Origin of the sequence: Pseudonocardia lutea (assembly GCF_042658055.1) — a bacterium.
GTDB classification, from domain to species: Bacteria; Actinomycetota; Actinomycetes; order Mycobacteriales; family Pseudonocardiaceae; genus Pseudonocardia; species Pseudonocardia lutea.
Genome location: NZ_JBHSQK010000005.1, coordinates 137,849 through 164,293, shown reverse-complemented (window position 1 = coordinate 164,293; position 26,445 = coordinate 137,849). Strand labels below are relative to the sequence as shown.

General features: G+C 71.4%; 12 protein-coding genes. 4 read left to right on the top strand and 8 right to left on the bottom strand.

The genetic code is table 11. From position 1 onward, the window contains the following. The first annotated feature begins 53 nt into the window (after nt 1–53). From ACFQH9_RS02010 to ACFQH9_RS02000, 3 genes are all read left to right on the top strand, one after another. Nucleotides 54–542 (top strand): hypothetical protein, encoded by a 489-nt coding sequence (locus ACFQH9_RS02010; protein WP_379563537.1) that lies wholly within the window; start codon nt 54–56, stop codon nt 540–542. Between the two features lie 50 nt (nt 543–592). Next, the gene (locus ACFQH9_RS02005; protein ID WP_379563535.1) at nt 593–5,872 is read left to right on the top strand and encodes an AAA domain-containing protein; all 5,280 of its coding nucleotides are present in this window, start codon (nt 593–595) and stop codon (nt 5,870–5,872) included. A 61-nt stretch (nt 5,873–5,933) separates the two neighbouring features. Continuing rightward, nucleotides 5,934–7,706 carry a DUF262 domain-containing protein gene (locus ACFQH9_RS02000; RefSeq protein WP_379563533.1) on the top strand — a complete coding sequence of 591 codons (1,773 nt, stop codon included), beginning with the start codon at nt 5,934–5,936 and terminating at the stop codon, nt 7,704–7,706. Between the two features lie 24 nt (nt 7,707–7,730). Here ACFQH9_RS02000 and ACFQH9_RS01995 read toward each other — a convergent pair whose 3' ends face one another. From ACFQH9_RS01995 to drmA, 6 genes are read right to left on the bottom strand one after another with little or no spacing between them, the layout of a single operon-like run. Beyond that, the gene (locus ACFQH9_RS01995) at nt 7,731–8,171 is read right to left on the bottom strand and encodes a hypothetical protein (RefSeq protein WP_379563531.1); all 441 of its coding nucleotides are present in this window, start codon (nt 8,169–8,171) and stop codon (nt 7,731–7,733) included. 56 nt (nt 8,172–8,227) lie between these two features. Continuing rightward, on the bottom strand, nt 8,228–9,088 hold the full coding sequence (locus tag ACFQH9_RS01990; protein ID WP_379563529.1) for a serine/threonine-protein kinase: 861 nt from the start codon (nt 9,086–9,088) through the stop codon (nt 8,228–8,230). Between the two features lie 5 nt (nt 9,089–9,093). Beyond that, nucleotides 9,094–11,010, bottom strand: coding sequence for an N-6 DNA methylase (locus ACFQH9_RS01985; protein WP_379563527.1), 1,917 nt, complete (start codon nt 11,008–11,010; stop codon nt 9,094–9,096). After that, entirely contained in the window at nt 11,007–11,696 is a 690-nt protein-coding gene (drmC, locus tag ACFQH9_RS01980) for a DISARM system phospholipase D-like protein DrmC (protein WP_379563525.1), read from the bottom strand. Before drmC ends, ACFQH9_RS01985 begins: the two co-directional genes overlap by 4 nt. After that, entirely contained in the window at nt 11,693–13,567 is a 1,875-nt protein-coding gene (gene drmB / locus ACFQH9_RS01975; protein ID WP_379563523.1) for a DrmB family protein, read from the bottom strand. The genes drmC and drmB overlap by 4 nt, the downstream gene beginning before the upstream one ends. Continuing rightward, a complete protein-coding gene (gene drmA, locus ACFQH9_RS01970) occupies nt 13,564–17,301 on the bottom strand; it encodes a DISARM system helicase DrmA (protein ID WP_379563521.1) in 3,738 nt (1,245 codons plus the stop codon). The genes drmB and drmA overlap by 4 nt, the downstream gene beginning before the upstream one ends. 484 nt (nt 17,302–17,785) lie before the next feature. On the opposite strand from drmA, the gene ACFQH9_RS01965 reads away from it, so the two are divergent. Then, nucleotides 17,786–19,072: an HNH endonuclease signature motif containing protein gene (locus ACFQH9_RS01965; protein WP_379563519.1), complete on the top strand. Its 1,287-nt coding sequence runs from the start codon at nt 17,786–17,788 to the stop codon at nt 19,070–19,072. Nucleotides 19,073–19,080: 8 nt separating this feature from the next. Here the strand turns inward: ACFQH9_RS01965 and ACFQH9_RS01960 are convergent, their stop codons facing one another. After that, the gene (locus tag ACFQH9_RS01960) at nt 19,081–23,205 is read right to left on the bottom strand and encodes an Eco57I restriction-modification methylase domain-containing protein (RefSeq protein ID WP_379563517.1); all 4,125 of its coding nucleotides are present in this window, start codon (nt 23,203–23,205) and stop codon (nt 19,081–19,083) included. After that, on the bottom strand, nt 23,202–26,384 hold the full coding sequence (gene drmD, locus ACFQH9_RS01955) for a DISARM system SNF2-like helicase DrmD (RefSeq protein ID WP_379563515.1): 3,183 nt from the start codon (nt 26,382–26,384) through the stop codon (nt 23,202–23,204). Before drmD ends, ACFQH9_RS01960 begins: the two co-directional genes overlap by 4 nt. Nucleotides 26,385–26,445: the final 61 nt, after the last annotated feature.

Genomic DNA, 26,445 nt, shown 5'->3' with positions numbered 1-26,445 from the left:
CTCTGCCGTTCGGCAGAGTACGCACTGCTTTTCGTCGTAGCCTCGGGGGAGACATGCTGACAGATGCAGCGTTGAAGACGGCTGTCGCCGCCGCCTCCGGCCGCCGTCGCATCGACTTCCCCAACGTCACTCGCCAGACCCGCGCTGCCACCGAATTGGGCTCCCTGTGGATCTGGGCCGTCCCGCGCGACCACTACGTCGGAGGTGACCGGCCGTCGATCGCCTACCTGCGCGAAGACGAGTGGGCCTGCGCACCCGAGACCCGGACCGGTGACCTCGCGATGCTCCTGCGCCCTGACGGGCGGGACCTGGAGGGTGTGCTCGTGGCCACGTCAGCGGCATACATCGTGGGAGCCCCGTACTGGAAGGTCAGCGGATCGACGGTCTGCCGGTTCGCCATTGTCGGCCTCTTCTCGCAACCGGTGCCGCTCCGCGCCCTCGGAATCCCGAAGCCCCCACCGTTCGAGCCCGCCGTGCGGGTGACCGCTTCGCAGTGGCACCCCGCTCATCGTCTGGCGGGTGGAGCGGTAACGACCAGCTGATCTTCGGCGATACGGGAGCGCGTCGCACGGACGGGAAGACTGCGAACATCATGTTCGCCAACGAGCACGAGGCACGAGGCATGCACGACGAGACGACCACGCCGGAGACCCCGCAGGATCCCCTCGTCGATCGGGCCATCCGCCTGTTCACGTTCCTCGGCGAGGCGCAACGGCTGCGCAGCACACCCGTGACCGACCTGGAGCAGTACCGCCGCGACGGTGCCGTGCTCTGGCTCGCCGACGCGCCCGCCCACGCGGCAGTGCTCGGCGGGGTCCGACACACGCCCGCCGAGGGCAGCAACGTCGTGCTGAGCGTCGATCGGATCGCCGCCGTCCCCGCTCCCGAGCCCGCCGCCGGCCTGGTGGGCTGGCTCGAGAACCCGCCTACCGATGCGGCTCGCGAGCCCGTCCTCCGGGACCACCGCTTCCTCGACGTCGAGGAAGCGGACGGCGAGCCCATCCGGCAGCGGGTGGAGCGGAGCGAGCGTCCGGAGATCGACGAGCTGTTCGGCGAGTACCTGCCCCAGTGGCGGGCCTGGGCCGAGCAGGAGCTGCGCGACCAGCCGGTCCGGGACTTCTACAACCACCTCTTCTCCGCCCACGTCACCGCCGCGGGTCACCCCGAAGAGCTCGAGCTCGTCCTCGGGACCAGCCTGCTCGCGTGGACACCGCCGAGCGGCGGTCGGGTCCGTCGGCACCTGCTCACGACCGCGGCGCGCATCGACTTCGACGAGGACTCAGGGCGGTTGACCGTGCTCGTCGACGACTCCGTCGAGGGCTCCGTGCTGGAGCTGGACATGCTGGACCCGGGTCTGATCGGACAGCCGAAGCTGGTCAACGAGCTGCGCGACCGCGCACGCGAGAGCGACGCGCACCCGATGGATCGCGACCGGATGGGTGAGCTGGGGCGCAGGCTCACCCATCAGCTCGCCGCGGACGCCCGATACCGGGACGCCGACGATCCCACCACGCCCGATGCGTCGCCCGTCACCTCGTTCGCGCCTGCCCTTCTGCTCCGCAGGCGTTCGCAGAAGGGTCTGCTGGAGATCTTCCGCCGCATCGTGGAGCAGTTGCGCGAGGCGGGCGAGGTGCCCGACGGTATCCGCCCTCTCGTCGACGCCGACCACGAGCCCGCGACCACCCCGGACGGCGAACACGCCGGTGGCGCTGTGGTGCGGGTGGACGACGATCCGTTCCTGCCGCTGCCGGTCAACGACCGACAGCTCCAGATCCTCCGGCGGGTGGACAGCACCGCGCAGACCCTCATCCAGGGGCCGCCCGGCACGGGGAAGACTCACACCGCAGCAGTCTTGATCACCCATCTGCTCGCCCAGGGCAAGCGGATCCTCGTCACCGCGCAGACCGATCGGGCGCTCAAGGAGGTGCGGGAGAAGCTGCCCGAGGCGATCCAGCCGCTGGCCGTCGCGGTGGTCGGGTCGTCCCGGGAGGACATGTCGGACCTGCGGGTCGCGGTCGAACGGATCGCGTCGACCGCACAGGAGCACGACGCCGACGACGCCGCCCGCGCGATCCGCCGACACCTCGACACCGTCGACGATCTCCGCAGGCTCCGGGCCGAGTTGACCCACCGGTTGCAGGAGGCCCGCGAACGCGAGGTCGTCGAGGTCGAGCTCGACGGGTACCGCGGGACGCCGGCGGCCGTGGCCCGCCTCTTGCGCGCCGACGACGACCGCCACGGCTGGCTGTCGGAACTCGTCTCCGCACCGTCGGGGCCCGTGCCGATGTCGGCGGCAGAGCTCGCGGAGTGGCGTCGTCACCTCCGGGACACCGCGCTGGTCGCTGACGAGCCCGAGGCCGGGCGCAGACTGGTCGCGGTCGACTCGGTGCCCGGACCCGCCGCGTTCGCGGCTTCGGTCCAGGCCGAGCGGCGGGCGCACGGCATCGCCGAGTCGTACGCCGGGCTGCGGGACGACCCCGCCTACTCCCCCGTGGCCGCGCTCGACGCCGAGACGCGTCGACAGCTCACCGGCAGCATCGCCGCCGTGGCGGCCGACGTCCGTGACCTCCTCGGGCGCCCGGAGGCGTGGCTCCGCGAGGCACTGGGCGATCTCGCCCGCGGTCGTGGGTCCGTCTGGGCCGGGCGTCACGCCGAGGTCACGGCGCTGCTCGACGAGGCCGGTCGGATCGTCGCGGAGCTCGGCCCGGCCACGTCGGTCACGGTCCAGGGCGAGGACGTCGGGCTGCTCGTGCCGGCGGCGCGCGGGATCGCCGAGCACCTCGAGGGCGGCAACTCCATCAAGCTCGGCGGCGACGGGCTCCCGAAGCAGGGGATGTTCACGCCCCGTGCGGTGAAGGCGGCCGAGTCGTTCTTCGCCCGCGTGCGGGTGGGTGGCCAGGCCCCGACCACCACGCTGCAGGTGCACGCGTTCCTGTTGTGGGTCGAGGCGAACCAGGTACTCGACGCCCTGGACCGCGCCTGGCCGGCGACCGTCGTCATCCCACCCGAGGACACCCCCGCCGAGCGACTCCAATGGCACCGCGCCGAAGCCGCGGTGTTGGGCAGGCTGCTGGAGACCGACCGGCGGATCATCGCCGAGGACGCCCGTATCGCCGCGCTCGGCTTGCCTCGGCCCGCCTGGCTGACCCCCCCGGCGGTCGAGCGGTACCTCGCCGTGTTCGCCGGGGTCGCGGCCGCCGAGGACGCCGCGGCCGAGACCGCCCGGATCGACACCGCGGTGACCGTCCTCGCCGACGCCGAACGGGAGCCGGACGCCGCTCCAGTCCTGAGCACCCTGCTGCGCGCCGCGCGGACCCGCGACGATCGCGGCTACGCGGCCGCCCACCAGCGCCTCGTGCGGCTCTGGGAGGTCCGCGATCTGCTGCGCAGCCGGGACGGGTTGGCGGCCCGGCTCCAGGGCGCGCCCGGTCTGGCGGCGGCGCTGGTCGGAACGGCGGAGTCGCCGGTCTGGGACGACCGGGTTCCCGAGTTCGAGCAGGCCTGGCGGTACGCCGTGGCCTCGGCCTGGCTGTCGACGCAGGAGGCCGCGGACGTCAACGCCGTGCAGCGCGAGATCCTGGCCGTCGAGGAGCGGATCCGCCACCACGTGACCGAACTGTCGGCGACCCGCGCCTGGGATCACGCCGTAGCTCCCGGCCGGCTCACTCGCGGCTCCCGGGCCTCGCTCGAGCAGTACGCCTCGCTGGTCAAGCGGCTGGGTAAGGGCACCGGAACGTACGCCGTGCAGCGCCGACGCGAGATCCGGGCGGCGATGGACCGGTGCCGTCCGGCAGTCCCGGTATGGATCATGCCGCTGTACCGCATCGCCGACCAGTTCGACGTGCAGCCGGACATGTTCGACGTGGTGATCGTCGACGAGGCCTCGCAGGCGGGCATCGAGGCGACGTTCCTGCAGTACATGGCCCCCAAGATCGTGGTCATCGGCGACGACCGCCAGGTGTCGCCCTCGGCCGTGGGCGTCGACCAGCAGGAGCTGCGCGACCTCGGCGCGCAGTACCTCCACGACGACCGGTTCCGCTCCACCTGGCAGGACCCGCAGCGTTCGCTGTTCGACGAGGCGAAGATGCGCTACAGCGGCATGATCACCCTCGTCGAGCACCGCCGGTGCGTGCCGGAGATCATCGGCTTCTCCAACCGCATCGCCTACGAGCCCGATGGCGTGCGGCTCATCCCCGTGCGCCAGTTCGGCGCCGACCGGCTCGAGCCCGTCAAGCCGGTGTTCGTGCGGGACGGCTACGAGAAGGGCTCCTCGAGCACCCGCACGAACCCCGTCGAGGTGGACGCCATCGTCGCCCAGGTGGAGAAGTGCATCGCCGACCCCGCCTACGACGGGCGCACCTTCGGGGTCATCTCCCTGCTCGGCACGGGACAGGCGAAGGCCATCGAGAAGGCCCTGCTGGAGCGGATCACGCCGGAGGAATGGGCTGCACGCGACCTGCGCTGCGGCGACGCCGCGGACTTCCAGGGCTCGGAGCGGGACGTCGTGTTCCTCTCGATGGTCGCCGCGCCCGGTCCCGAGCGGCGGCTCACCGCGCTGACCCAGACGATGCACGTGCAGCGCTACAACGTCGCCGCGTCCCGGGCCAAGGACCAGCTCTGGGTCTTCCACTCGATGGATCGCACGACGCTGACGAATCCGGAGGACATGCGCTACCAGCTGCTCGACTACTGCTACGGGGTCGCGCAGCGTGGCTCCGAGGAACACGAGGGCGCCACGACCGGCCTGGTCCCCGAGGACCTCCCGGTCGCGCCCTTCGGCTCGCTCTTCGAGCAGCGCGTACACAACCGGATCAGGAGCCGCGGATACACCCTGGTCCCGCAGTACGAGGCGCTGGGCTACTCGATCGACCTCGTGGCCGTCGGCGCCACTCGGCGACTCGCGATCGAGTGCGACGGCGACTTCTGGCACGGGCCGGAGGCCTACCAGCGCGACATGGGCAGACAGCGTGAGCTGGAGCGCTGCGGGTGGCGGTTCCATCGCATCCTGGAGTCCGAGTTCTACCGGGACCCCGTGGCGACCCTGGAGCCGCTCTGGGCGACTCTCGCGGAGCTCGACATCCATCCGGCGGGCTGGGCAACGGCGGGCCTCGCTGGCGCGCCGGCCGAGTCCCTAGACCTGGTCGACGAGGTCGACACCGAGGCCGTGACGCCGGCCTTCGGGCTCCCGGTGGTCGAGCTCCCTGCCGCCGAGCCGCCCGCCCCCGCACCGACCGTCGCAGCCGTCACGCAGGCCGACGATGAGGAGGACGAGACCGGCGATGTGCTCACGACAGCGCCCGAGTCACTCGAGCCTGTCGCAGGGTCGCAGGTACTACGACCTCAGCCGATCGGGTACGAGGAGTTCACCGGGTCGACGGTGCCCGCCCAGACCGCGTCGACGCGGGAGCTGGTGGACGGGCTGGTCGCTATCGTCGCGGTCGAGGGCCCGGTCGTCGGGGCCCGGTTGCACACGGCTTACGTCCACGGCGCCAACGGCCAACGGGTCGGATCGCAGATCACGAGAGCGCTGAACTCGGCGCTCAGCGCGGCCCTGAGGCAGGGCCGACTGGTCAAGGACACCCCGCTCGGCGAGGCCGGCCACAAGCACGCGACGTTCCGTCTACCCGATCAGCCCGAGGTCCGCGTCCGCCCCCGAGGCGTGCGGTACTTCGACCAGATCCCGCCCGCCGAGCTGGCGGCGGTGATGGCGGAGGAGGCCGACGGGCTCGGCTGGTCGGATCCCAGCGCCGTCTACCGGGCCACGATCGCACGCTTCGACGTCCGCCAGCTCGGGTCGCTGATCCGGGCGAGGTTGGATCAGGTCGCGCCGCTCGTCCGCTGCGCGGGCCCAGAGGGTCACGACGCTGACTGACTGACCAACACCGGACGACCACCTCTCCCCACCCGCGCTGCAGAACGAGGACACCGCCACTGTGATCAAGTCCGCCAACCAGTACCCGGTCCACGCGCTCTTCAGCATGGAGAGCAACATCGTCTACCGGATCCCGCGCTACCAGCGGGAGTACTCCTGGCAGAAGGCGCAGTGGGAGGACCTGTTCCAGGACCTCGTGGAGGCAGAGGGCGCTCACTTCCTCGGCACGATCATCACGCTGAACCAGACCAAGGACGCGGTCGACAGCACGGTCCTGGAGCTCATCGACGGTCAACAGCGTGCGACGACCCTGACCCTGCTCCTTGCCGCGATCTACTCGGTCTTGCGAGAGCACGAGAAGGAGCTCGACGGAAACGGCCAGTTCGCCATGATCAGCCTGGGCAAGCGCCTCGTCCTCGACGGCGGGCGGCTGAGGGTTACGCCCCAGACCCAGGGCAAGAACTTGGACGACTACCGCCGGGTCCTCACGCTCGCAGGGCTCGACGTGGACTCGCAGCAGCAGGCGTACTTCAAGGCACGCAAGGTCTACAAGTGCTACCAGTACTTCCGGTCCGCCATCGGGGAGCTCGCCGAGTCCGAGTCCGTCAGCCCCGTCGACGCCGCACGCCGGGTCCTCAACACGACGCAGCAGGCGATCCTCGTCAAGATCGAGGTCGAGAGCCACGCCGACGCCTTCGTCCTGTTCGAGTCCTTGAACAACCGCGGGATGGCGCTCACCCCCGTCGACCTGATCAAGAACCACCTCCTGGCCGCGTCCGCCGGGGACGGCCTCGACGTCGACGACGCGTTCAAGATGTGGAACGAGATGCTCACCAACCTCGGTGACGCCTACGCGATCCAGGAGCGCTTCCTCCGTCACTACTACAACGCCTTCAAGGCGGAGCTGCCCGAGGTGCCCAACGCTCAGGTCGCCACCAAGAGCAAGCTGATCCGCATCTACGAGAAGCTGCTCGACGGGGACATTCGGGCGCGGATGGAGGCACTCGTCGACGCGAGTGCCGTCTACGGGCGCATCACCTGCGTGACCGAGCTCGACGGGCCGACGCCACTCGACATCGCCTTCCGCCAGCTGATGCGTGCGCAAGGCGCTCCGTCCTACATCCTCGTGATGTGGCTGCTCGCTAAGCGCCAGGAGCTCGCGGTCTCGGACGCGCACCTCATCAGCGTCGTCCGGCTTCTCACGAGCTTCTTCGTCCGACGCAATCTCACCGGCTATCCGCAGACCTACGCACTTCCGAAGCTCTTCATGACCATCGTCGAGAAGCTCGGTGGGATGACGGGAGATGACATCGTCTCGAGGATCGCCCGTGACCTTGTGGCTGTGTCGTCCAGCGACGCCGAGTTCCGCGATCGCCTTGGAGGCCCCGTCTACGACGAGAACTCCGATGTGGTGCGCTTCATCCTCGTCGCCCTCGCCGAAGACTCGATGACGAAGGAGACCTGGCGGGATCTCTGGGTTCAGGAGAAGGGCCACTACACCTTCACCATCGAGCACGTGCTCCCCCAGGGGAAGAACCTCCCGTCGGCCTGGGTGCAGATGCTCGGCGGGCCCGAGGCCGCCGCAGCCGCGCAGGAGGCCCACGCCCACCGCCTCGGAAACCTGACGATCACCGCCTACAACAGCACGCTCGGCAACAAGTCGTTCCTCGAGAAGCGCGACCGCAAGGACGCGCGCGGCCGAGACATCGGTTACCGGAACGGGTTGGCCCTCAACGCCGGCTTGGCGACGAAAGACTCTTGGACGGTGGACGACATCGACGCGCGCACCCACGACCTCGCCTCCAAGGTCATTGCCCGCTTCCCTCTGGGCTGATGGCACGTTTCCTCTTCTGCGAACTCAACTCCCAGTCTGGTCGGGTAGCAGGGACAGCTGGGTCTCGAGGTCGGCGACCCGCGGATCGTTCGGTCCGTGCAGTCTTCGGGTCTCGTCGCGCAGGTCGGTGAGCAGGCGGGTCGCGCCGGCGGTGTCCCCGGTCATCACCGCGCAGGTGGCTTCCTGGCGGCGGCAGCGGTGGACGAGGTCCGGGTCGGACAGATCGGCCGCCAATGCTCCGTACAGGGGGCGGGCGGCCCGATAGTTGCCCGCGTCGAAGCGCAGGTCCGCGAGTTCGAACCGCAGGCTCACGACGTCCGGGTCGGCGAGCCCGAAGGCCGACGTGGCAGGGCCGAGGACCTCGGCGAGCAGGTCCCCGGCCTGGGTTCGGCGGGACTGCCGGGCGAGGTCCGCCGCCTCGGCACGGGCTCGGCCGAGGTCGCTGCGGGTGAAGGACGAAGCCATCGCGGCAGCAACCGGAGCCGGACCCACGCCACCGCCCAGCGCCCTGGAGAACAGGGTCAGCGGGCTGGGCGCGGAGCCGACGACCCCGGGCAGCGGTGCCGAGGTGTCCATGTAAGCGGCCACCTGCTGGTAGACCTCGATGGCCGAGGCGGGCCTCGACTCCGCCTGCTGGCGAGCAGCGCCAGGACCAGCGCCTCCATGTCGAGGGGCACCTCCTGTCGGGTGCGCCGCACCCCGACGGGCCGCTGGTCCACCTGATGGTTCATCACGCCGTAGGGGGTCGTCGCGCGGAACGGCGGGGCGCCCGTGAGCATCTCGTGCAGGGTGCAGCCCACGGCGTAGAGGTCGGTCCACGGCCCCGTGGGCTCCCCCAGCACGAGTTCGGGTGCCATGTAGGCCGGTGTCCCGATGCTCTGGCCCGTCCTGGTGATCTGCGAGTCCCCGGAGCCCAGGGCGACGGCGAGGCCGAAGTCGAGCACCCGGATCGAGCCGTCGGGACACACCATCAGGTTGCCCGGCTTGAGGTCGCGGTGGATCAGACCGGCGGTGTGCGCCGCGACAAGCACCGCGCACGTCTGCGCGGTGATCGCCGCCGCCCACCCGACGGGTAGCGGCCCACGCTCGGCCAGGACGTCCGCGACCGTGACCCCCTCGACGAACTGCATGACGAGGTAGGGACGTCCGGCGTCGGTCCCGGAGTCGAAGACGGCAGGGACCCCCGGGTGCTCGAGCCGAGCGGTGATCCGGGACTCGCGCTCGAAGCGCCGTACCAGCTCGGGCCCGTCGGCGTCGTCCGGGAAGCGGATGAACTTGATCGCGACGCGCCGCTCCAGCCTGGTGTCGCGGGCACCCCACACCTCCCCCATGCCCCCGCGACCCAACGGCAGCGGGTCCAGCTCGTACCGTTCGGCGACCACGCGGGTCACGGGACCCCCGCCCGGCCGGCGGCCAGCGCGGAGACGGCCGCGCCGACGTACTGCTCGCTCGCCGCAGACAGCCTGCGGACGGCGTCGTCCAACGCCGCCAGCTGTGCGAACGCGGCGCCGAGGGTCCGCTGCTCCCCCACCGGGAGCAGCGGCAGCGTGAGCTTGCGGGCGTCCGTGCGGCTCATCCCGCTCGCCGTCCGAGGACGAGCGCCGGGCACCCCGACGCACCCCGCCAGCAGGTGCGGGTCCACCCGGGAACGGTCAGGGCGCAGGCACAGCAGCCGGGGTCCGAGCACGGCCCCGACCAGCGCGCCCTCCACCACCCGGGCCGCGTTCTCCCGACCGGCGACCGCGGGCAGCACGACGTCCCCCGCCGCGAGGACGACCATGCCGTCGGTGTCCTCGGTGTGCCCCGTCGGCCCCCGCCGAGCCGTCAGATCGCGGACCGTCAGCATCGGCCGCGGCCCCTCGTCCGAGGTCCGCAGCGGCGCCTGCAGGATCTCCACGGCGCCGGCCTTCGCGAGATCGCCGACCGTCGTCGACGCGACCTCCCGCACCTGCGCGACGAGCGCGGGCAGGTCGGGCAGACCCGCCCGGGCGGCGGTGACCTCGGCGGCGAGGGCCCCGAGATCCATTTCGCCCGCCGTCGCGGGGACGTGGCGCGTGGGTGAGAGATCGACGTCGTCGTCGAGCAGATCGAGCGGCCGGACGGCCTGCGAACCGGGCCCGTCTGCGGCCTGCGGATCGGCGGCGAACGCCCGCCACCGCGCCGCGATCTCGTCGACCCCCACGGTCAGGAACAACACCTCGGCGGGTTCGGCGTCGCGGATCAGGAACCAGAGGTCCAGCGGACGGCCGGAGTCGTCCGGGATCGAGGCAATCATCCGCAGGGCGCCACTGCGCACGAGGTTGCCCCGGATCCGCCTGCCCGCCCGCCGGCTCGCGGTCGCCGCCGGGAGGACCAGCACGACCGGCGCCCCCGGCTCGGCATGGGCCAGGCAGTGTTGGAGCCAGGCCAGCTCGGGTTCGCCCCGTGGCGGAGACCCCAGCTCCCATCTCGGGTCGGCGACGAGCTCCTCGTAGCCCCAGTCGCGCTCGCCGAACGGCGGCTCGCAGAGCACGGCACCGAACCGCTCGCCCCGATACGGGTCCCGCCGCAGCGAGTCCGCCCTCGCCACCGACCCGTGCGCCTTCGCGGTCACCACCCGACCCGCCGAGATCCGTGCGGCCGCCGAGTCGACGTCCGCGCCCCGCAGCGCCGCGGCGCCCGCCTCTCGGGCCGCGTCGAGCAGGCCGCCGGTTCCGCAGGCGGGGTCCAGCACTGTGCGGCCGCGGACCTCTGCCAGTTCGGCGGCGATGCGGCAGATCGCGGCGGGCGTCGTCTGCAGCCGACGCGCGGTCGCCTCCTGCAGTCTGTCGACCAGCCGGGTCAGCACGGCGGCCGGCCCGAGCTGAGCCGCGAGTGCGGCGACCGAGCGGAAGAGCTGCTCGTCGCCCACCCCCGGTGCCGCGGCCGGGAAGTCCACCCCCGCTCCGGCGAGAGCCCGGTCGACGGCCACCGCGAGGCCTTCGCCGTCACCGAGGATCACCCGCGGCCACTCCGCCTTCGCGACGGTGAGCAGCGACAGCAGGCCGGCGAGGTCCCCGACGACCTCGCCGAGCCGGTGGTCGTCCACGGTGGACCGCAGGCCCTGCCAGATCCGGTCCATCGGGGTGATCTCGGCACTGCGGCCGTGCGCAGCCAGCCACCGCTCGACGTCGGCGAGCCGGTAGAGCGGGCTGGACGCCGTCCCGCCGACGGGCTCCGGGAAATCCGGGAAGCGGCGCCGCCAGTTGCTGACCGCGGCCCGGCCCACCCCGGCGAGTCGGGCGATGTCTGCGGACGCGACGGTCGACGCTGTCGGATCGGTCATGCTCCCACCGCCAACCGGGCCAGAGTCCCCGACCCGACCAGCGCCTCGAGGTGCTCGGTCGCCCGCCGCGGGGCCGTGCCCCCGCGGACCAGCAGCCCTGCCTCGATGTTGCTGACCGTGCCGGACTGGGTGAGGTTCGCGCTGGACACGAGCAGAACCCGTCGGTCGGCCACCGCGATCTTCGCGTGCATCCGGGACGAGCGCTCCGGCCGCTCCCGCACGGGCCAGTGCCACAGCTCCACCCCTGGCACACCGAGGAACGCCGCTCCCGGCTCCACCCCGGCGAGCGCCCCACCCGCCCCCTGCAGCGTCTCGACCACGACCCGCACCCGGACTCCACGGGACCGCGCGGCCCCCAGCGCATCGAGCACCGGGCGGTGGGGGCGCGCCGAGTACGTCATCAGCCAGAGGTGCTCGCTCGCCCCCGCCACCAGGTCGACCAAGGCTTGCTCGGTGGAGCGCACCGGCACGGTGTGCTCGTGCGGGCCGCTCCACACCGACTCGACCCGGTGCGTCGCCGCCGCCTGGGCGTACCCGTCGGCGAGCCCGCGCAGGTAGTCCGCCGAGCCCTCCTGCGTCACCTGCACGGCGAGTTCGGCGGGCACGATCCCCGGCGTCCGCCCGTCGACGACGGCGCGCAGCGCCTCGGCCCCGCCCAGGTCCAGGATCCGCGCCGCGGCACTCACGGCACGCCCTTGTACAGGGACGGCATCTCGGGATCGAGCGGTACCACGAACCGCCGGTCGAGGAACCGGTTCCCGCGCTCGCAGGTCGTCTCCGAGACGAACAGGCAGACGTGGCAGGCGGCACCGTGCAGGAAGTCCGCCGAGGGCACCGGATGGCGCTCCACGCAGAGCGGATCGGAGGAGCAGCGGTCGGCGTCCCGGAGCGCCCGGCGGAAGATCCGCGAGAACGCTCGGGGCTCCCCGAGCGAGACCAGCCCGCCGAGGGTGCCCTCGGAGTCCGGGACCGCCGTGTAGATCAGGATGCCGGTGCGGGGGTCGTCCTCCGTGCCCGCGTAGATCCGCTCGGACAGGCTCGCCGAGCTGTACCCGCACTCCAGCGCGATGGTGCGGATCAGCAGGTGGGACAGGGTGTGCAGGGCGATGAACCGGGGACCCGGCCAGTTCTTGTACCGGTCGAAGTCGCCCTTCAGCCGATCGGAGTACCGGTTGGCGCGATATCGGCCGTAGGCCTCGTAGTGCTCCCCCACGCCGAGAGACTGTCGGACCTCCTGCTCCCAGCCGCCGACGAGGTGCTCCGGCAGCTTCACGAACAGGCCCTCACCCCGCACCTCGGTCGCCGGCACCCACGTCGGGTGCTCGTCGCGGGACAGCGGGGCGGACTCGACGAGCTCGGGATCATCCGGATCGGGGGCGTCGAGCCTGGTGAAGCCGACGAGCGCGCGGGCCTCGCGCAGCCGCTCGACCTGAACGAGGTCCTCGACGTGGTTCGTCAGTTCCGGTGCAAGCTCTGCCTGCCGCACGGTGAAGTCGAGCGTCGGGTCCGGCAGGGGGTAGTGCGTGAAGATCTCCCACTCCTCCGCCCGGAGATCGCCCGCGTCGGCCTCCTCCTCGCCGCCCTCGAGTGTGGCCTGGTGCTTCTCGATCGCCGCCCAGACCTCGTCGTCGTCCGGCCAGGCGCTGAAGAACTGCAGGGCCGGCACGTTCTTCCGAGCAAAGGGCAGGAACGCACGCTCCAATCCTTCGAGGTTCTGCCAGTACTTCGCCACCGTGGCGGCCAGCTCACTCTGCCCGGTCCGTGGCACCGCCAACGCGGACAGCGTCCGTCCGAACCACTGGTTCGACGCCCCGACGACGAGCGTCTTGGGTTTCTGGTCGCACCCCTGCGGATCGTAGGACCGCAGGTGGGCGTGGCGCCCCCGGCAGCGCGGCAGGTTCTGCTCCCCGAGCCGACCGAGCGCCTCGCGCATGTTGCGGGACTCGCCGCAGACCTTGCACCGCACCTCGACGTTGGCGCCGAGGTTGGCGCTGCGGTCCTGCATCTCCATCCGCGGATGGGACTCCTTGCACGCCTTCCCGGCGTGCACGAACTGCGGGTACGGGAAGTCGTCCAGATGCCCCTTGGTGCAGGCCAGCACGAAGCGGGCCGCGACGGCGAGCGCGGGCCGCCGCCGCGACTTCGGGCAGTGGGCGTGCACGAACTTCGCCTCGTGCGGGCGGTGCGGGTTGTCGTTGACGAACGTGAACACCGTGGTGCTCACCAGGGCGAGCTCGTTGCAGGCCGTACAGCGCAACCAGTTCGGGAAGGGCGCCACGGGGACGCCGATCCGGGAGGCCGCGTCGTCCGCCGCGTCCTCGTCCGTCCACGGGGCCTTCTGGAGGGCCTCGACGGACTCCAGTCCCTCGACCCGCTGGACGGCGGCGAGCAGCCGCCGTTCCCTGACGAGCTCCGGCTCGGCCGGGAAGTAGCTCCAGTCGTCCGTGCCCCGTACCAGGACCGAGAAGTTCGGTAGGTCGATCAGGGACCCGACACCGCTGGTGAACATCAGGTGGCTCGGCCGGACCGCGCCGACCTTGCGCCGGTGACGACTCATCGCGCGGCTCCCCTCAGGGTCGTGTCGCCCATCTCGTCCCCCTCGGGCTCGGGATCCGGGTCCGCCGCCTGCCCGTCGAGCCCGTCCCAGGGTGGCGCGTCGAGGTCCGGGGTGGACAGATCGGCGGGTACCAGCAGGTTGATCTCGTTCTCCGTCTCGCGCATGGACATCGCGACGGTCTGGTCACCCCAGAAGCCGTTGCCCGCGCGGTCCAGCAGTCCGCGGAGGTTGGCCGTCTTCCCGGTCGCCGTCTCGTACCCGAGCGCCTGGTCGTCCGCCTGCTGCAGCTTCCGCCACAGGTCGGTGAAGCGGGCCAGCCGGTCCGCTAGGTACTCCCGCCCCCGGTTGCCGGCCACGTGCTGGGCCCGGGCGAGCATGCGATCGAACACCCGCTTGGCGATGGGCCCGTCGAGCGGGACCGTGCGGGCGTCCGGGTTGTGGGAGTGCTCGTCGACGACGTTGCGCAGTGCCGCCACCACCGCCCCCGCCGTGGTGCGGTCCAGGGACCGCCGGGTGAACGGCGTGACCGACAGCGCCTCGACCTGCTTGTAGAACGTGGCGTGGTAGTGCCCGAAGTCCTCGTAGTGCGCCAGGTCGCGGGGCCGGGTCCAGTTGTAGAGGGTCACCACGAGCCCGGGCCTGCGCGCGTCGCGCCCCACCCGCGAGGACGCCTGGATGTACTCCGCGGTGTTCTTCGGCTGTCCGGTCACGACCATGAGCCCGAACCGGGAGACGTCCACCCCGACCTGGAGCATCGACGTCGCGAGCACGACGTCCACGGCGCCGTCCCGCCCCCGAGACCGCTGTGCGACCTCGTGCGCCTCCCGGCGGGGTTCCTTCCCGCCCAGGACGTCCCGCCACTCGTCGACGATCGCCTTCTTGCGGTCCGTGGTGTCGAACTCCGGCTCGAAGCCCACCTCGAGCCGCTTGAGCGCCGCGCTGATGTCCGCCGACGAGATCCGCGAGGTCAACTCGGCGATCTCCAGCATGCGCGTACCGAGCAGCCGGTTCGACAGGTCCTTCAAGGTGCCGTGCCGCCGGACGCGGGTGGTCACGTCGTCGTCGAGGTAGCGGCGCATGCCCGCCAGCTCGCGAGTGGCGCTGAAGTACCCGACGAGCGTCATGTACGGGTCCGCGGGCGCGCCGTACCGGTCGAACAGCGTCTGCCCGGCCAGCAGCAGGATCTCGGCGAGCCGGATCTCGGCGGACTTGAGCCGCACGCCGTGGGCGCAGACCCCGAGATAGCGCCGCCCGGGTGCCTTCCGGGTCACCTCGACCTGGGTGGAGAAGTACGTGTCGGCCACGTCCAGCACCGGCGGCGGGAAGATCGCCAGCCTGCGGCCGAACACCCCGCGGACCTGGGCCTCGGCGTTCTTCGTGGTCGCTGTGGAGGCGACGATCGTGGGCCCCACCTCGGTCCCGTCCACCCGCCACGTGCACAGCTCGGCGACCGCGGCCTCGAACAGCCCGACGGTCGTGCCGAGCGCCCCCGAGATCAGGTGCAGCTCGTCCTGGATGATCAGGTCCGGCGGCCGCAGCCGGACGACCGGTCTGGATGTCACGGCCGGATGGCTGCCCTTGGCGGCGTGCTTGCTCCGGCACCCCGTCTTCTGGTCGAGGTCGGCGTGCCGGTAGCCGTGCCGGGGGCACTGCTCCCGGACCCGACCGAACAGCGCACCCGCGAACCCGCGCCACGGCAGCTGCGCCAGCTTGTCGACGGTGGCGATCACCAGGGCGGGCGTGTACCGGTAGATCTCCTCGTCGACCGTCAGGACCGGCAGCCCTTCCGCCGAGTTCGGTCGGGAGAAGGGGCACGCCGCCGCACCCTCGGCGTTCGGGCAGTACAGGTGGACCCGGCGGGTGGTGTCGTCCTCCTTCAGGTCGCGGTGCCCGGCCAGCGCGGTGCCGCACCAGGGGCAGGCCAGCGTCTGCAGGACGTCCACCCGCCTGCCCTGCCCGGCCTCGCGGGCCTCGGCGACCTGCTCCGCGGCCTGCGGGTACCAGTTGGGCGAGACCTTCCCGCCGACCCAGAGCCCGATCCGGAAGGGGGTGGCCCCCCAGGTCTGCTCGTCCTCGCGCCGGACGACCTCCGCCGCGCACACCAGCGCGGCGGCCCGCTGGAACTGCTGCGCGGTGAGCAGTCGCAGCGTGTAGCGCATCAGCACCGCGACGCCGTCGCTGCCGTCGCGCTGCTCCTCCCCGCTCCCGACCCGGCCCTGCAGCCTGCGGATCGCGAACGTGAACGCCGTGAGCCCCAGATAGGCCTCGGTCTTGCCGCCGCCCGTGGGGAAGAACAGCAGGTCGACGCGCGCGTCGTGGCCCGGGGCCCGGTCCGGGTGCGTCGGGTCGGTGAGGCTCGGCAGGTTGAGCAGCACGAACGCCAGCTGGAAGGGCCGCCACCGGGCGTTCTCCGGGCCCTCGACCTCGGCCAGCGCCGCGGTGTACCCCAGGCCCTTCTCCTCGCGGATCCGCCCGAGGGCCGTGTGCCGGCGCTGCAGCGCCATGACCCGGTTCGCGAACGCGAAGGCCTGCACGGCCTGCGCATGGCCGGGCGCGCTCGGGTCGGTCAGCAGCGCGACGCCCGCCTCGATCCGGGCCGCCATCTCCCGCGCGGTCCCGACGGCGCGCTCGCCCGTCCCGCGCAGCGGCGCCGGGAGACCGGGGAGTTGCGCGGCCTGGCCCTCCAGCCAGGTGCGATATCCCTCGACCAGCGGGACGAGGCCGCGCCGCAGGGCACCGACGTCCGTGCTGGCGAGGGCGTCCATGGACAACTCGGCGTCACCGGCGGAACCCGCGGCCTCGGTGGCGGGGACGTCGTAGGTGGGCAGCCAGGTGGTCTCCAGCCGGTTCGCGCACCGGGTCCCGTCGGCCTGCGTGGCCCGCACGGCGACGTTGTGCCCCACCGCGAACCGCAGCTGGTTGCGGTAGAGCAGCCGCAGGTGCAGGTCCTCGGCTTCCTCGCCCGCGGTGCCGCCCTCGTTCGGGTCGTCGACGGAATGGAAGACCGGCGCGGCGCCGTCGAGCGCGGTAACGGTCATCCGGGCCTGGAAGATCCAGGCGGTGTCCACCTTCGACTCGGGCTCCCGCTGCCCGTTGACCAGCACGATCTGGACGACGCGCTCGCCGTCCCGCGGCCGGACGATCACGGCCAGGTAGACGGTCGGGACCTGGTCGGGGTCCTCGCCGGGCCGCAGCCCGATCCGGGTGGTCGGCGGCCCGTCCAGCCGGACCTCGCGCTCGGCCGTGTGCGGGGTCCGCCGCCAGACCGTGGTCGTCTTCCCGTCCTCGCCGGTGACCTGCTCGCCCGCGTACTGCCCCCACTCGATCGCGACGGCCACGACGTCCGTGTCCGCGGCGACGGTGAACGACACCCCCATCGACGACGCCCACATCCGCCCCAGGTTCTGCGGCGTGAACACCTCGGGCAGCTCGGCCTCGCCGTCGCCGTAGACCCCCGACTCGGTGTCCGGCTGCCGGTCCGCCTGGGTGCGCGTCGAGGTGGTCTCCGGGCGTGGCCCGAGCATCCCGACGAGGTACCGGTCGCGAGGGCCGCGGGCCCGTGGCCGGAACGTCTCCTCGGGCCCGCCCCACGGACCGAGCAGGTCTCGCGCGATCAGGTCGCCGAGCTCGTCCCGCACCTCGAACGACGAGGCCTCGGCGAACTCCTGCGGCACGTCCAGCGGGTGGGGCACGTCCTCCAGCAGGCCCTGCTCACCACGGGGGTCGTCGAACAATCCGGCTCCTGAATCTTGGGGTGGGGGCATCAGCGTGCTCCGGGGAGGCTGCTGGGACGGGTGCGCCGAGGCGGGCCCGGCGTGGCGGCGCGCGGGCTGGGGACGAGCCCGCCGGCCCCTGTCCGACCGGGTCGAGCATGGCGGCGACGAGTGCCGCGGCGGGCGTGCTCACTCGGCCGACGCCGCACGGGTCGACATCGCTCCACGCACGCTGCCCGACGCGCCCGGAGGGACCAGGAGGAGGAGGCGGGGGCTCCGCCGCGGTCGACCCGTCGACGCAGCACCGGGCCACATCGCGCTGCCGCGCGGTCTCCGCAGGCGCAACGCGGCCTTCATGATCGTGGGGAGCGGTGAGCGAAGTGCGACGAGCGGCTACGCCACCCGTTCGGAGCAGCGGTGGAGCAGGCTTCGCGGGGGCGTCGAACGGCCACTGACCTGCGACGATCGGCCTCGATTCGACCATGTGTTCGAGTAGAATCGAGGCATGTCCCCGACCCCGGTCGACGCGGCGTGTGAGCAGCTCCGCGAGGCGCTCGCGGGGCTGCGTGCGGCCGGCGGGCCGGGGGCCGAAGTAGACGACCTGGTGGCCCTGCTCGTTCTCGCCGAGGAGACCCGCCGAGCCCTCGACCGCTTCATGGTCGACGCCACGGCGGACCTGCAGCGCCCGGGCACCTTCGCCGAGCGCGGCTACCGCTCCCCCGCCGCTGCCCTGTCGGACCTGCTCGGGTGGGAGCGGTTCGAGTCCCGGCGCCGCGTGGTCGCCGCGGAGTCCGTGTGCCCCACGATCGGCCTGAGCGGCGAGGAACTGCCGGCCCGCATGCCCACCACCGCGATGGTGTTCGCCGACGGCGCCGCGAGCCTGCGCCATGTCGAGGTCATCGCCCGCGTGCTGAACAGCAGCCCCGCGCAGCGGCTCGATCCCGAGACCTGGGCGGGGGCCGAGGCCCAGCTCGCCGCGCAGTGCGCCGCCTTCACCCCCACCCAGCTCCACGGCTGGGGTATGGAGCTGGTCGAGCTGCTGGACCAGGACGGCGCCGAGCCGGAGGACTCGCCCCCGACCCAGACCAACGAGCTGCGCCTCTCCCGCTTCCGGACCAAGCCCGGCGGCAAGATCACCGGCCGCTACGACGACGCGGCCCTGTTCGCCGCCATCGCCGCGGTGATCGACGCCGGCGCCGCTCCACGCGATGCGGACGACGAGCGCCCGGTCCCCCAGCGCCAGGCCGAAGCCCTCGCCGACGCCTGCGCACAGGTGCTCTCGCGCGGTCGGCTCCCCGAGACCGGCGGCCGTCGCCCCCAGCTCGTGGTCACCGTGCGGCTGGAGGACCTGGAGCGCCGCGCCGCGGCCGCCTCGCTGGAGTTCGGCGGCGCGCTCACCGCGGCCTCGTTGCGACAGCTGGCGTGCGACGCCGCGGTGGTCCCGATGGTGCTGTCCAGCACCGGGATCCCGCTGGACGTCGGCCGGATCTCCCGCACCGTGCCGGACGGCCTGCGGCGCGCGGTCACGGTGCGGGACGGCGGCTGCGCCTTCCCGGGCTGCGACCGCCAACCCTCGTGGTGCGAGGTCCACCATGTCGTGGAGTGGCAGCACGGCGGGCCGACCGAGCTGGGCAATCTCGTGATGTTGTGCTCGGAACACCACCGGCTCATTCATCACACGCACTGGGAAGTGCGCATGGTGCACGGCCTGCCGGAGTTCATCCCGCCCAGCTGGATCGACCGGACGCGAAGACCGCGCCGGCGCCGCACGCCCGCCGCGGTCCCGGTCTGACGCGAGCATCAGAACAGCCCCTCGCCGGTACCGGGCTGCGCCTTGGGCTTCTTCGCGCCCTTCTTCTTGTCGTGCAGCCCGAGCCGTACTTCTTCGGCATACCGCTCGTGGTTGAGCTCCAGCAGCCTGTCCAGGATCTCCCGCTGCGCCGCGGGTCCGATGGTGTAGCGGAGGTCGCGGCCGGCGGGGTGGAAGCCGTGGTCGAGCTTGTCGAGCAAGTCATCCCAGCCGTAGGCGCGGACAGTCGCCTCGTCGATCGCCTTGTGGATGCGGCGGAGTTCCACGATGTCCTCCTCGTGGACGGAGGGGTCAAAAACAAGGTTGTAGGTCTTGGTAAGGCCCGTCTGCCGCGCCAGCATCACGTCGCGGCGGAAAGAGTCGAGTCTCTCGCCCAACTCCCGCATCTCCTGAGTCGACGTAGGGAGCGGGAAAGTCTCAAACACATCCGAAGGCGAGTAGTTTAGGCGGCTCTCTAAGGTCGATCCCCATGCCCTAGCCCACCAGTTGTGCAAATCCGAGGAGAGGACGGCAAGTAGCTCGGGCCTATCGGAAGCAAATACAGCGAGCTTATGCGAAAATACCTGTTTCGTGTTGACCATCAGCGGGATCCCGACCTTACTGACAAGGGTCAGAGCAATCACCCTGGGCAGATCCGAGATTGCCTCGTACAGATCCAGCGCTGGGCGGGTGAACTGCCACCAGAACTCTCGACGGCGGCGATCGTTATTCAAAGCCCTTTCCGGCTTGACAAGTTCGCGAACTTGCCTGTAGCAATCCGGAAAGCGCTGAGCCTCAGACTCCGACCAGTCGCGAAAGTTGATCACCCAGCGACTGGCGCTTCCGGAAGGACTGGAATTGAGGTCCTGTCCATTTAAGAATGGGAAGAGCACATGTCGATTACTTGAATCAGCCGCAATTAGGCGCCGAGCCTCCTCGGGAAGAAGGGTGAAACCGAGGCCCAGAACATTAGACCCCTGGAACGCAATCTTTGAGTTCGCAGCCAGGCGCTTTGGAGTTCCCGTCACGCGCGCAGCAGCTTCAAGCGAGGAGGAAATTTCTGTGACTGATAGGCCATCAACCAACCGAGGAACAGAGTCAGTAGGCCGCGGCAGACTTGTCCAAACTGCACAATATTCAAGCACAGCGCTCTTCGAGGGCCACGGTTCGCTTTTAATCGCCCGCCGGATTGTGGTGTCGCTCGCGAGGACCTGATCCAGTCCGATTTCTCGTGTGTCACCCTGCGCCAGGGTGTTCGTAGCGATTAGTCCAGCCTGCCCGCGGTTCGCCGCCAGCAAATCGTGAGCCCGGAGTAGGAAGTAGGCCACCAGGTCGGCACTGCCCCGCGCTCCGCGGCCGATCGACTCGACCATGTACTCGCGAAACGCCGCACCGAGCGAGCTGGTGAGTTTCTGGCCGCCCAGGAACGGCGGATTGCCGATCACTGCGTCGAAGCCGCCACGCTCGAATACCTCGGGGAATCTCAGAGGCCAATGCACGGGCACTCGTGACAGCCCCGCGGCTCGCGCTTCGGCGGGCTGGTCCGTCGCCAGCCACTCCGCCGCGACCTGTCGCGCCTCCCGCTCTTCTCCTGCGGCGACGTGACTGGCTAAGATCACCGATCGCTCGTACAGCGACTCCTTGGTTTCCCTCTGCTCCTCGCCCTGCGCCTCCCTCACTCGCGGATTCCGCGAGCCGACGATCTTCCGCGACCCGGCCAGCGCATGCCCCACCGTCAGGTCTGCAAAGCGCTCCAGGCGGCTGGTCTGCATCTCTGCTTCGTTGAGCAGGGAGCGCTTCAGGTCCAGCGCTCCAACAGGATCGTCGCCCAGCTCGATCTCGCTGATCTTCTTCCGGGCCTCGGCGGCGGCCGCGACGACGCTCCGCACGTCGTCGGTGAAGGGCAGCATGCCCTCCCGCATCTCCCGCGCCTTCTTCGGATCCAGGTGCAGGTACTCGATCTGCTCCACCGACGTCACGCCGAGCAGGGAGTCGCCGGCGATCAGGCGGTCGTCCAGGAAGGTGAAGGGGCGCTTGGCGTCCATGGACACGAGCCACAGCGACAGCTTCGCCATCTCCACGGCCATCGGGTTGATGTCCACGCCGTAGAGGCAGTGCTCGATGATCTGGCGGCGGGCCTCGACCACGATCGGGTCCTCGTCGGCGTCGAGCGGACGCGTGTCGTCGGACAAGGGCCGCGAGATCTTCCCCTCCCGCGCCCACGCGCTGACCAGCGCCTCGCCGAGATATCGAGCGGCCGCCACGAGGAACGCCGCGGAGCCCATCGCGATGTCCGCGACCTTCAGCTCCAGGATCTCGGCGCTGCTCTTGTGCGTCCACTGTGTCTTGTCCGCGGTCTGCAGCGGACCCACGTGGTAGAGCAGTGGCTCCAGGGCGTGCTCCACCACCTCCTCGGCCAAGGACCGGGGTGTGTAGTGGGTGCCGGTGTTCTTGCGCAGCGCGGACTCCGTGACGTACAGCGCCCCCGGCAGGATCACCACCGGGAGGTCCCGCAGGTCGGTGCGGATGATTCCGTGGAAGGGCAGCAGGCGCTCGGCCAGCTCGTAGTCCCGGTTGGTGACCGCGAGCAGCTTCTTCCGGGCCTCCTCGCGGGCGTCCGCGGCGAGCGGCGCGAGCTTGGTGGTGAGTGCCTTCACCGAGCCGATGCCGGAGGACTTGTACTTGTCCGCGAGGGTCGCGGCCAATTCCGCGGCGGGGATCTTCTCCAGCTCGGAGAGCTTGACCTCCTCCTCCAGTCCGGGCTTGCCGATCAGCCCGACCACGACGTCGTCCGCCCGGAAACCCTCGAAGGACAGCAGGCCCTCGTAGACGTAGCCGATCTGCTCCACGTCCAGCTGCCGGAAGGACAGGGTGCGCCGCTCCTTGTTGCGGCCCTTGCCGACCTCGACGTACTGCACGGCGCGCAGCATGTGCAGGACCGTGCGGTCGTCGATGGACTTCGGCATCCAGAGGTACTCGTCCGGGTCGAAGAGCGAGCCGTCGTGGGCGGTCATCTGCAGGCGCGGGTGGTCCACGCCGTCGTGCACCGCGCGGAACAGGGCGAGGAGCCGGTGCCAGGCGGCGGTGGAGTTCTCCAGCTCGTCCTCGGACCCTTCGAGGGCACGCTGCTCCAGCTCCGCGCCGAGCCGGCTCGCGGAGTAGGCCTGGGCGTAGAGCTCGTTGTCGCTGGGCAGGAGCTTGCGTTCCTCGGCGAAGAGGAGGAACACGATCCGCATCATCACCGAGACGGCGCCGCGGTAGACGTCGTGCGCGGTGACCTTGGCGAGGCCCTGGCCGCCGGACAGGACATCTGCTCGCCCGATGGCCGTGACCAGCAGCTCCACGGCCTGCCGGACCTGCACGCCGAGGGCGTCGGTCAGGTCCTCCTGGCTGTCCTCGCTGCGCTTCAGCAGCGCGGGCAGTCGCTCGGCCTCCGGCACACCGAAGAAGCGGGTGCGGCGCAGGAAGGACAGGAAGGCGCGAACGACGTCCCGGTCCGCCGCGTCCCCCCAACCCACGGCGTCGAACACCACATGGGAGGTCACGCCGCCCTTCGGTGCGCGGACGAGCACCCACCAGCGGCCGTCCGTGACCAGGCCGAGCTCCACGCCGTGGTGGCGGCAGAGCTGCGCGAGCCGGTCGACCGGGGTGGCTGCCCACGTCGAGTCGGGGATGCGCGCCGTCGGCTGGGACCCGGGCGGGCAGATCATGCCGAACAGCCGGACGTCCACCGGCTCGGGGCCGGACCCGTCCTCGGGCCCGGCGCCGTCCGTTGCCGGGTGCGAACCCGGCTCGACGAGCACGAAGGACGGCTCGATCGTGGCGTCGTGCTCCGGCTTCTCGACCGCCAGGGCGCCCAGATCGGACTGGACCAGCTCGGTGCGCCAGTCCAGGAGGTCGCGCAGGACGAAGGAGATCCACTCCTCCTGCCCGGCCTCCGTGTCCGCGCGCCAGCGCCCGTGGGCGCGGCGCAGGTCCTCGCGCTGCTCGCGATCGAGCGCGTCGAGCGTCGGCCAGACCTCCCGCAGGACCGGCAGCGAGAGGAAGGGCCCGGTGACCTCGACCAGGGCCAGCCAGTCCCGGTGGTGCTTCACCGGATCGACGGGCGGCGGGCCCGGCCTGCGTGCTGCACTCATCGAACGGCCTCCCGCCTGGGCACCACGAACACCACCGCGACCGGGAACACGTGCGGAGTGGGCTCCGCGTACCGGTCGGCGATGACCTCCAACTCGCGCTTCTTCTGCAGCTCGATGCCGGCGAGCTTGTCCGCCCACGACCGCCGGTCCTTCTTGTACTGGGCGAGCTCGTCCTTCGTCTTCGCCGCCTCGACCTTGGAGAACAGCTCCTGCTGGGCCGTCTCCTCGTCGACCTGCAGGGCACCGCGCAGGGTGTCGGCGAAGTGGTCGAGGCGCTCGACGATCCGGCGCTGCTCCTCGTCCCGTCGCTCGCCCAGCACGCGCTCCAGCGAGGCCTGGCGGGTCTTCGCCCGCGCGTCGACCGCGGCGACCAGGCCCTCCCGGATCCGCGGCCAACGCTCGGCGAGCCGCTGCCGCACGTGCGGAGCCGCGGGCGTGCCGTCGGCCAGGGCGCGGGAGAGCAGCGCGCCGAACTCGCCGACGTTGTCCCAGCGTCGGAAGCGGCCCTGCTCCGGCGACCAGCCGCCGGAGTGCAGGACCTCCTCGTGCAGCCGGATGCCGTCAGCGCCCACGAGTACGAATCGGGAGTAGGCGCCGACGAGCACGTCCTCCAGCCGTGGGTCGTCCGACACCACGGCGGCGACCCGGTGCAGCTCGATCTCCGGGTTGGACACCGCCGCGCGGAGCAGCCGCGTGGACATGGCGACGAGCGGGTGGTTGAGGTGGGCGAGCACCACGTCGTCCCGGCCCGCGGCCACCGCCGGGTCGAAGGTGACCGGACGCTGGCGCGGCGTCTGGTCCTTGCGCTCCAGCTTCTCGGTGAGACCGGCGGCCGCCCGCTCCCAGGAGCTGGTCAGCGGCGGCACGGTCCAGAGCCCGTCGGCCAGCGAACGCTCGTCCTCGAATGGCCGCAGCGGCTGCTGGCGGGCAAGGTCCAGCGCCGTCGACACCACGCGGTGCACAGCGGCGGGCGTGATGCCCAGCGCTTCGACGGTGGCGGAAACGGTGTCCTGCAACGCCTTCACCTGCCGCCGGACGTCCTTGTCCACGGGCAGTTCCGGGCCGGGGCCCGAGTCCGCGGCCTCGACGTCGATGGCGACGTGCTCGCCGACCATCCGGCGCTGCACCGCGTCCGCCAGCACGGCGTTGACCGAGCCGAGGTCCGCCTTCATGGTCACGACCTTGCTCGCGACGCGGGCGAGGAACTCCAGGTCGTTCTCGAAGGTGTCCGCCGCGGTCTTCCAGCCGGTGCCGACGAAGTGCCGGATGTCGGGCTCGTGTTCCTGGCCGTAGCGGTCGACGCGGCCGATGCGCTGCTCGAGCCGGTTCGGGTTGAAGGGGATGTCGTAGTTGACCAGACGGTGGCAGTGCCGCTGCAGGTCGATGCCCTCGCTGGCGGCGTCCGTGGCGAGCAGGATCCGCACCGGGTGTTCGGTCGGGTCCGCCTGGAAGGCCAGCCGCAGCTGCTCCCGGTCGTCGCCGTGCACCCCGCCGTGCAGGAGCGCGACGTGCGGGGCGTCCATCCCGCGCTGGCGCAGCAGGTCCGCGAGCCAGATCTGGGTGTCCCGGTACTCGGTGAACACCACCACGCGCTCGTTCGTCCAGTGGCGGTCCGGCTTGCAGACCGCCTCCAGGTAGCGGATCAGCTCGGTGGCCTTGGCGTCCGCCTGGGCGTCGTGCCGGTCGGCCCAGCGCGCCATCTCCTCGAGGAGGGCGATCTCCCGGTCGGTGCCGTCCTGCTCCTCGGACTGCAGCGGAATGGCGCGGTCGAGGGCGTCGTCCTCGGCCTGGAGCAGGGCCTCGTCGTCGTACAGCTCGTCGTCGAGGTCGAGGAACTCGTCGAGGAACTCCTCATCCGCCTGGTTCGGTGTGGTCCGTCCCGCCTTACGGCGCACGGTCTCCAGGTACGCCTCGCACGTCCGGCCGAAGGCCCGTGGGCTGGAGAACAGCCGCTTCTTGAGCAGCAGGGTCACCAGGTCGACGGCCTTGCGGCCGCGGCGCTTCGTCGCGCGGGCCCGGCGCAGCGCGGTGAACTCCGCGAGCACGCGGTGGACCTCGCGCTCGTCGTCCGGGTAGTCGACGGCGATGGGACTGGTCCGGCGCCGGACGAATCGCGGGCTGCCGTCCGCCCGCACGATGTCCGACTTCAGCCGGCGCACCACGACCTGTCGCACGGCGTCCGGGTCCGGCTCCACGCCGCGGGCGAAGCGCTGGTCGTCGAGGATCTCCAGCAGCGCCGTGAAGGAGGCCTGGTAACCGTTGTGCGGGGTGGCGGACAGGAACAGCCGGTGCGTGAAGTGCGGCGCCAGCCCGCGGACCAGGCGGGTCTGCTGCGAGTCGACGGCGTAGACCTGGTTCGGCGCGGCGGGCGCCACGTGGTGGGCCTCGTCGAGGATCAGCAGGTCGAAGGTCCGCGGCAGGGTGGGTTGCCCGTCCGGCGGGAGGACCTCCGACAGCAGTCGCTGTGCCTTCGGCCCACGGAGCCAGGGCAGACTGACGATCGCCAGCGGGAAGACGTTGAACGGGTTCGCGCCGCTGCCGAAGTCCCGCCTCACCTGGGCGCAGCGCTCGGAGTCGATCACGGTGAAGTCGAGGCCGAACTTCTCGGCCATCTCGTCCCGCCACTTCACGGTCAGCCCGGCCGGGCAGACGATCATGATCCGGCGGGCGCGGTTGCGCAGCAGCAGTTCCTGCGCGACCAGGCCGGCCTCGATCGTCTTGCCGAGTCCGACGTCGTCGGCGAGGAGCAGGTTCACCCGCGGTGCGCCGACGGCGCGGGCCACGGGCTCGAGCTGGTAGTCCTCGATCGCGACGCCGGAGCGGAACGGCGCCTGCAGGGTGCGGGTCTCGGCGGAGGTGACCGCGGACCAGCGCACGGCGTCGAGAAAGGCGGCGAGCCGAGTCGGCGCGTCGAAGCCCTCGGCGGTGATCTCGGGCAGCGAACCGGCGGGCAGGATCCGGCGGTCGACCTCGACCTCCCAGATCACGTCCAGGGTCCGGCCGTACTCGCCGTCCTCGACGCTCTGCAGGGTCACGCAGGTCGTGTGCTCCCCGGCGTCGACCGCGCCGACCACCCAGGTCCGGCCGCGCACCTGCACGCGGTCACCCACGACGAGCTCGCCCCGCTGGGCTGCACCGGCCCGGCCGCGCACCTTCGCCGGCTGCGTCGCTGCTGTCACCGACAACCGCCTCCTCTGATCACGTTCACGCTAGAGCACGCACGTGGCACCGCCATCATCA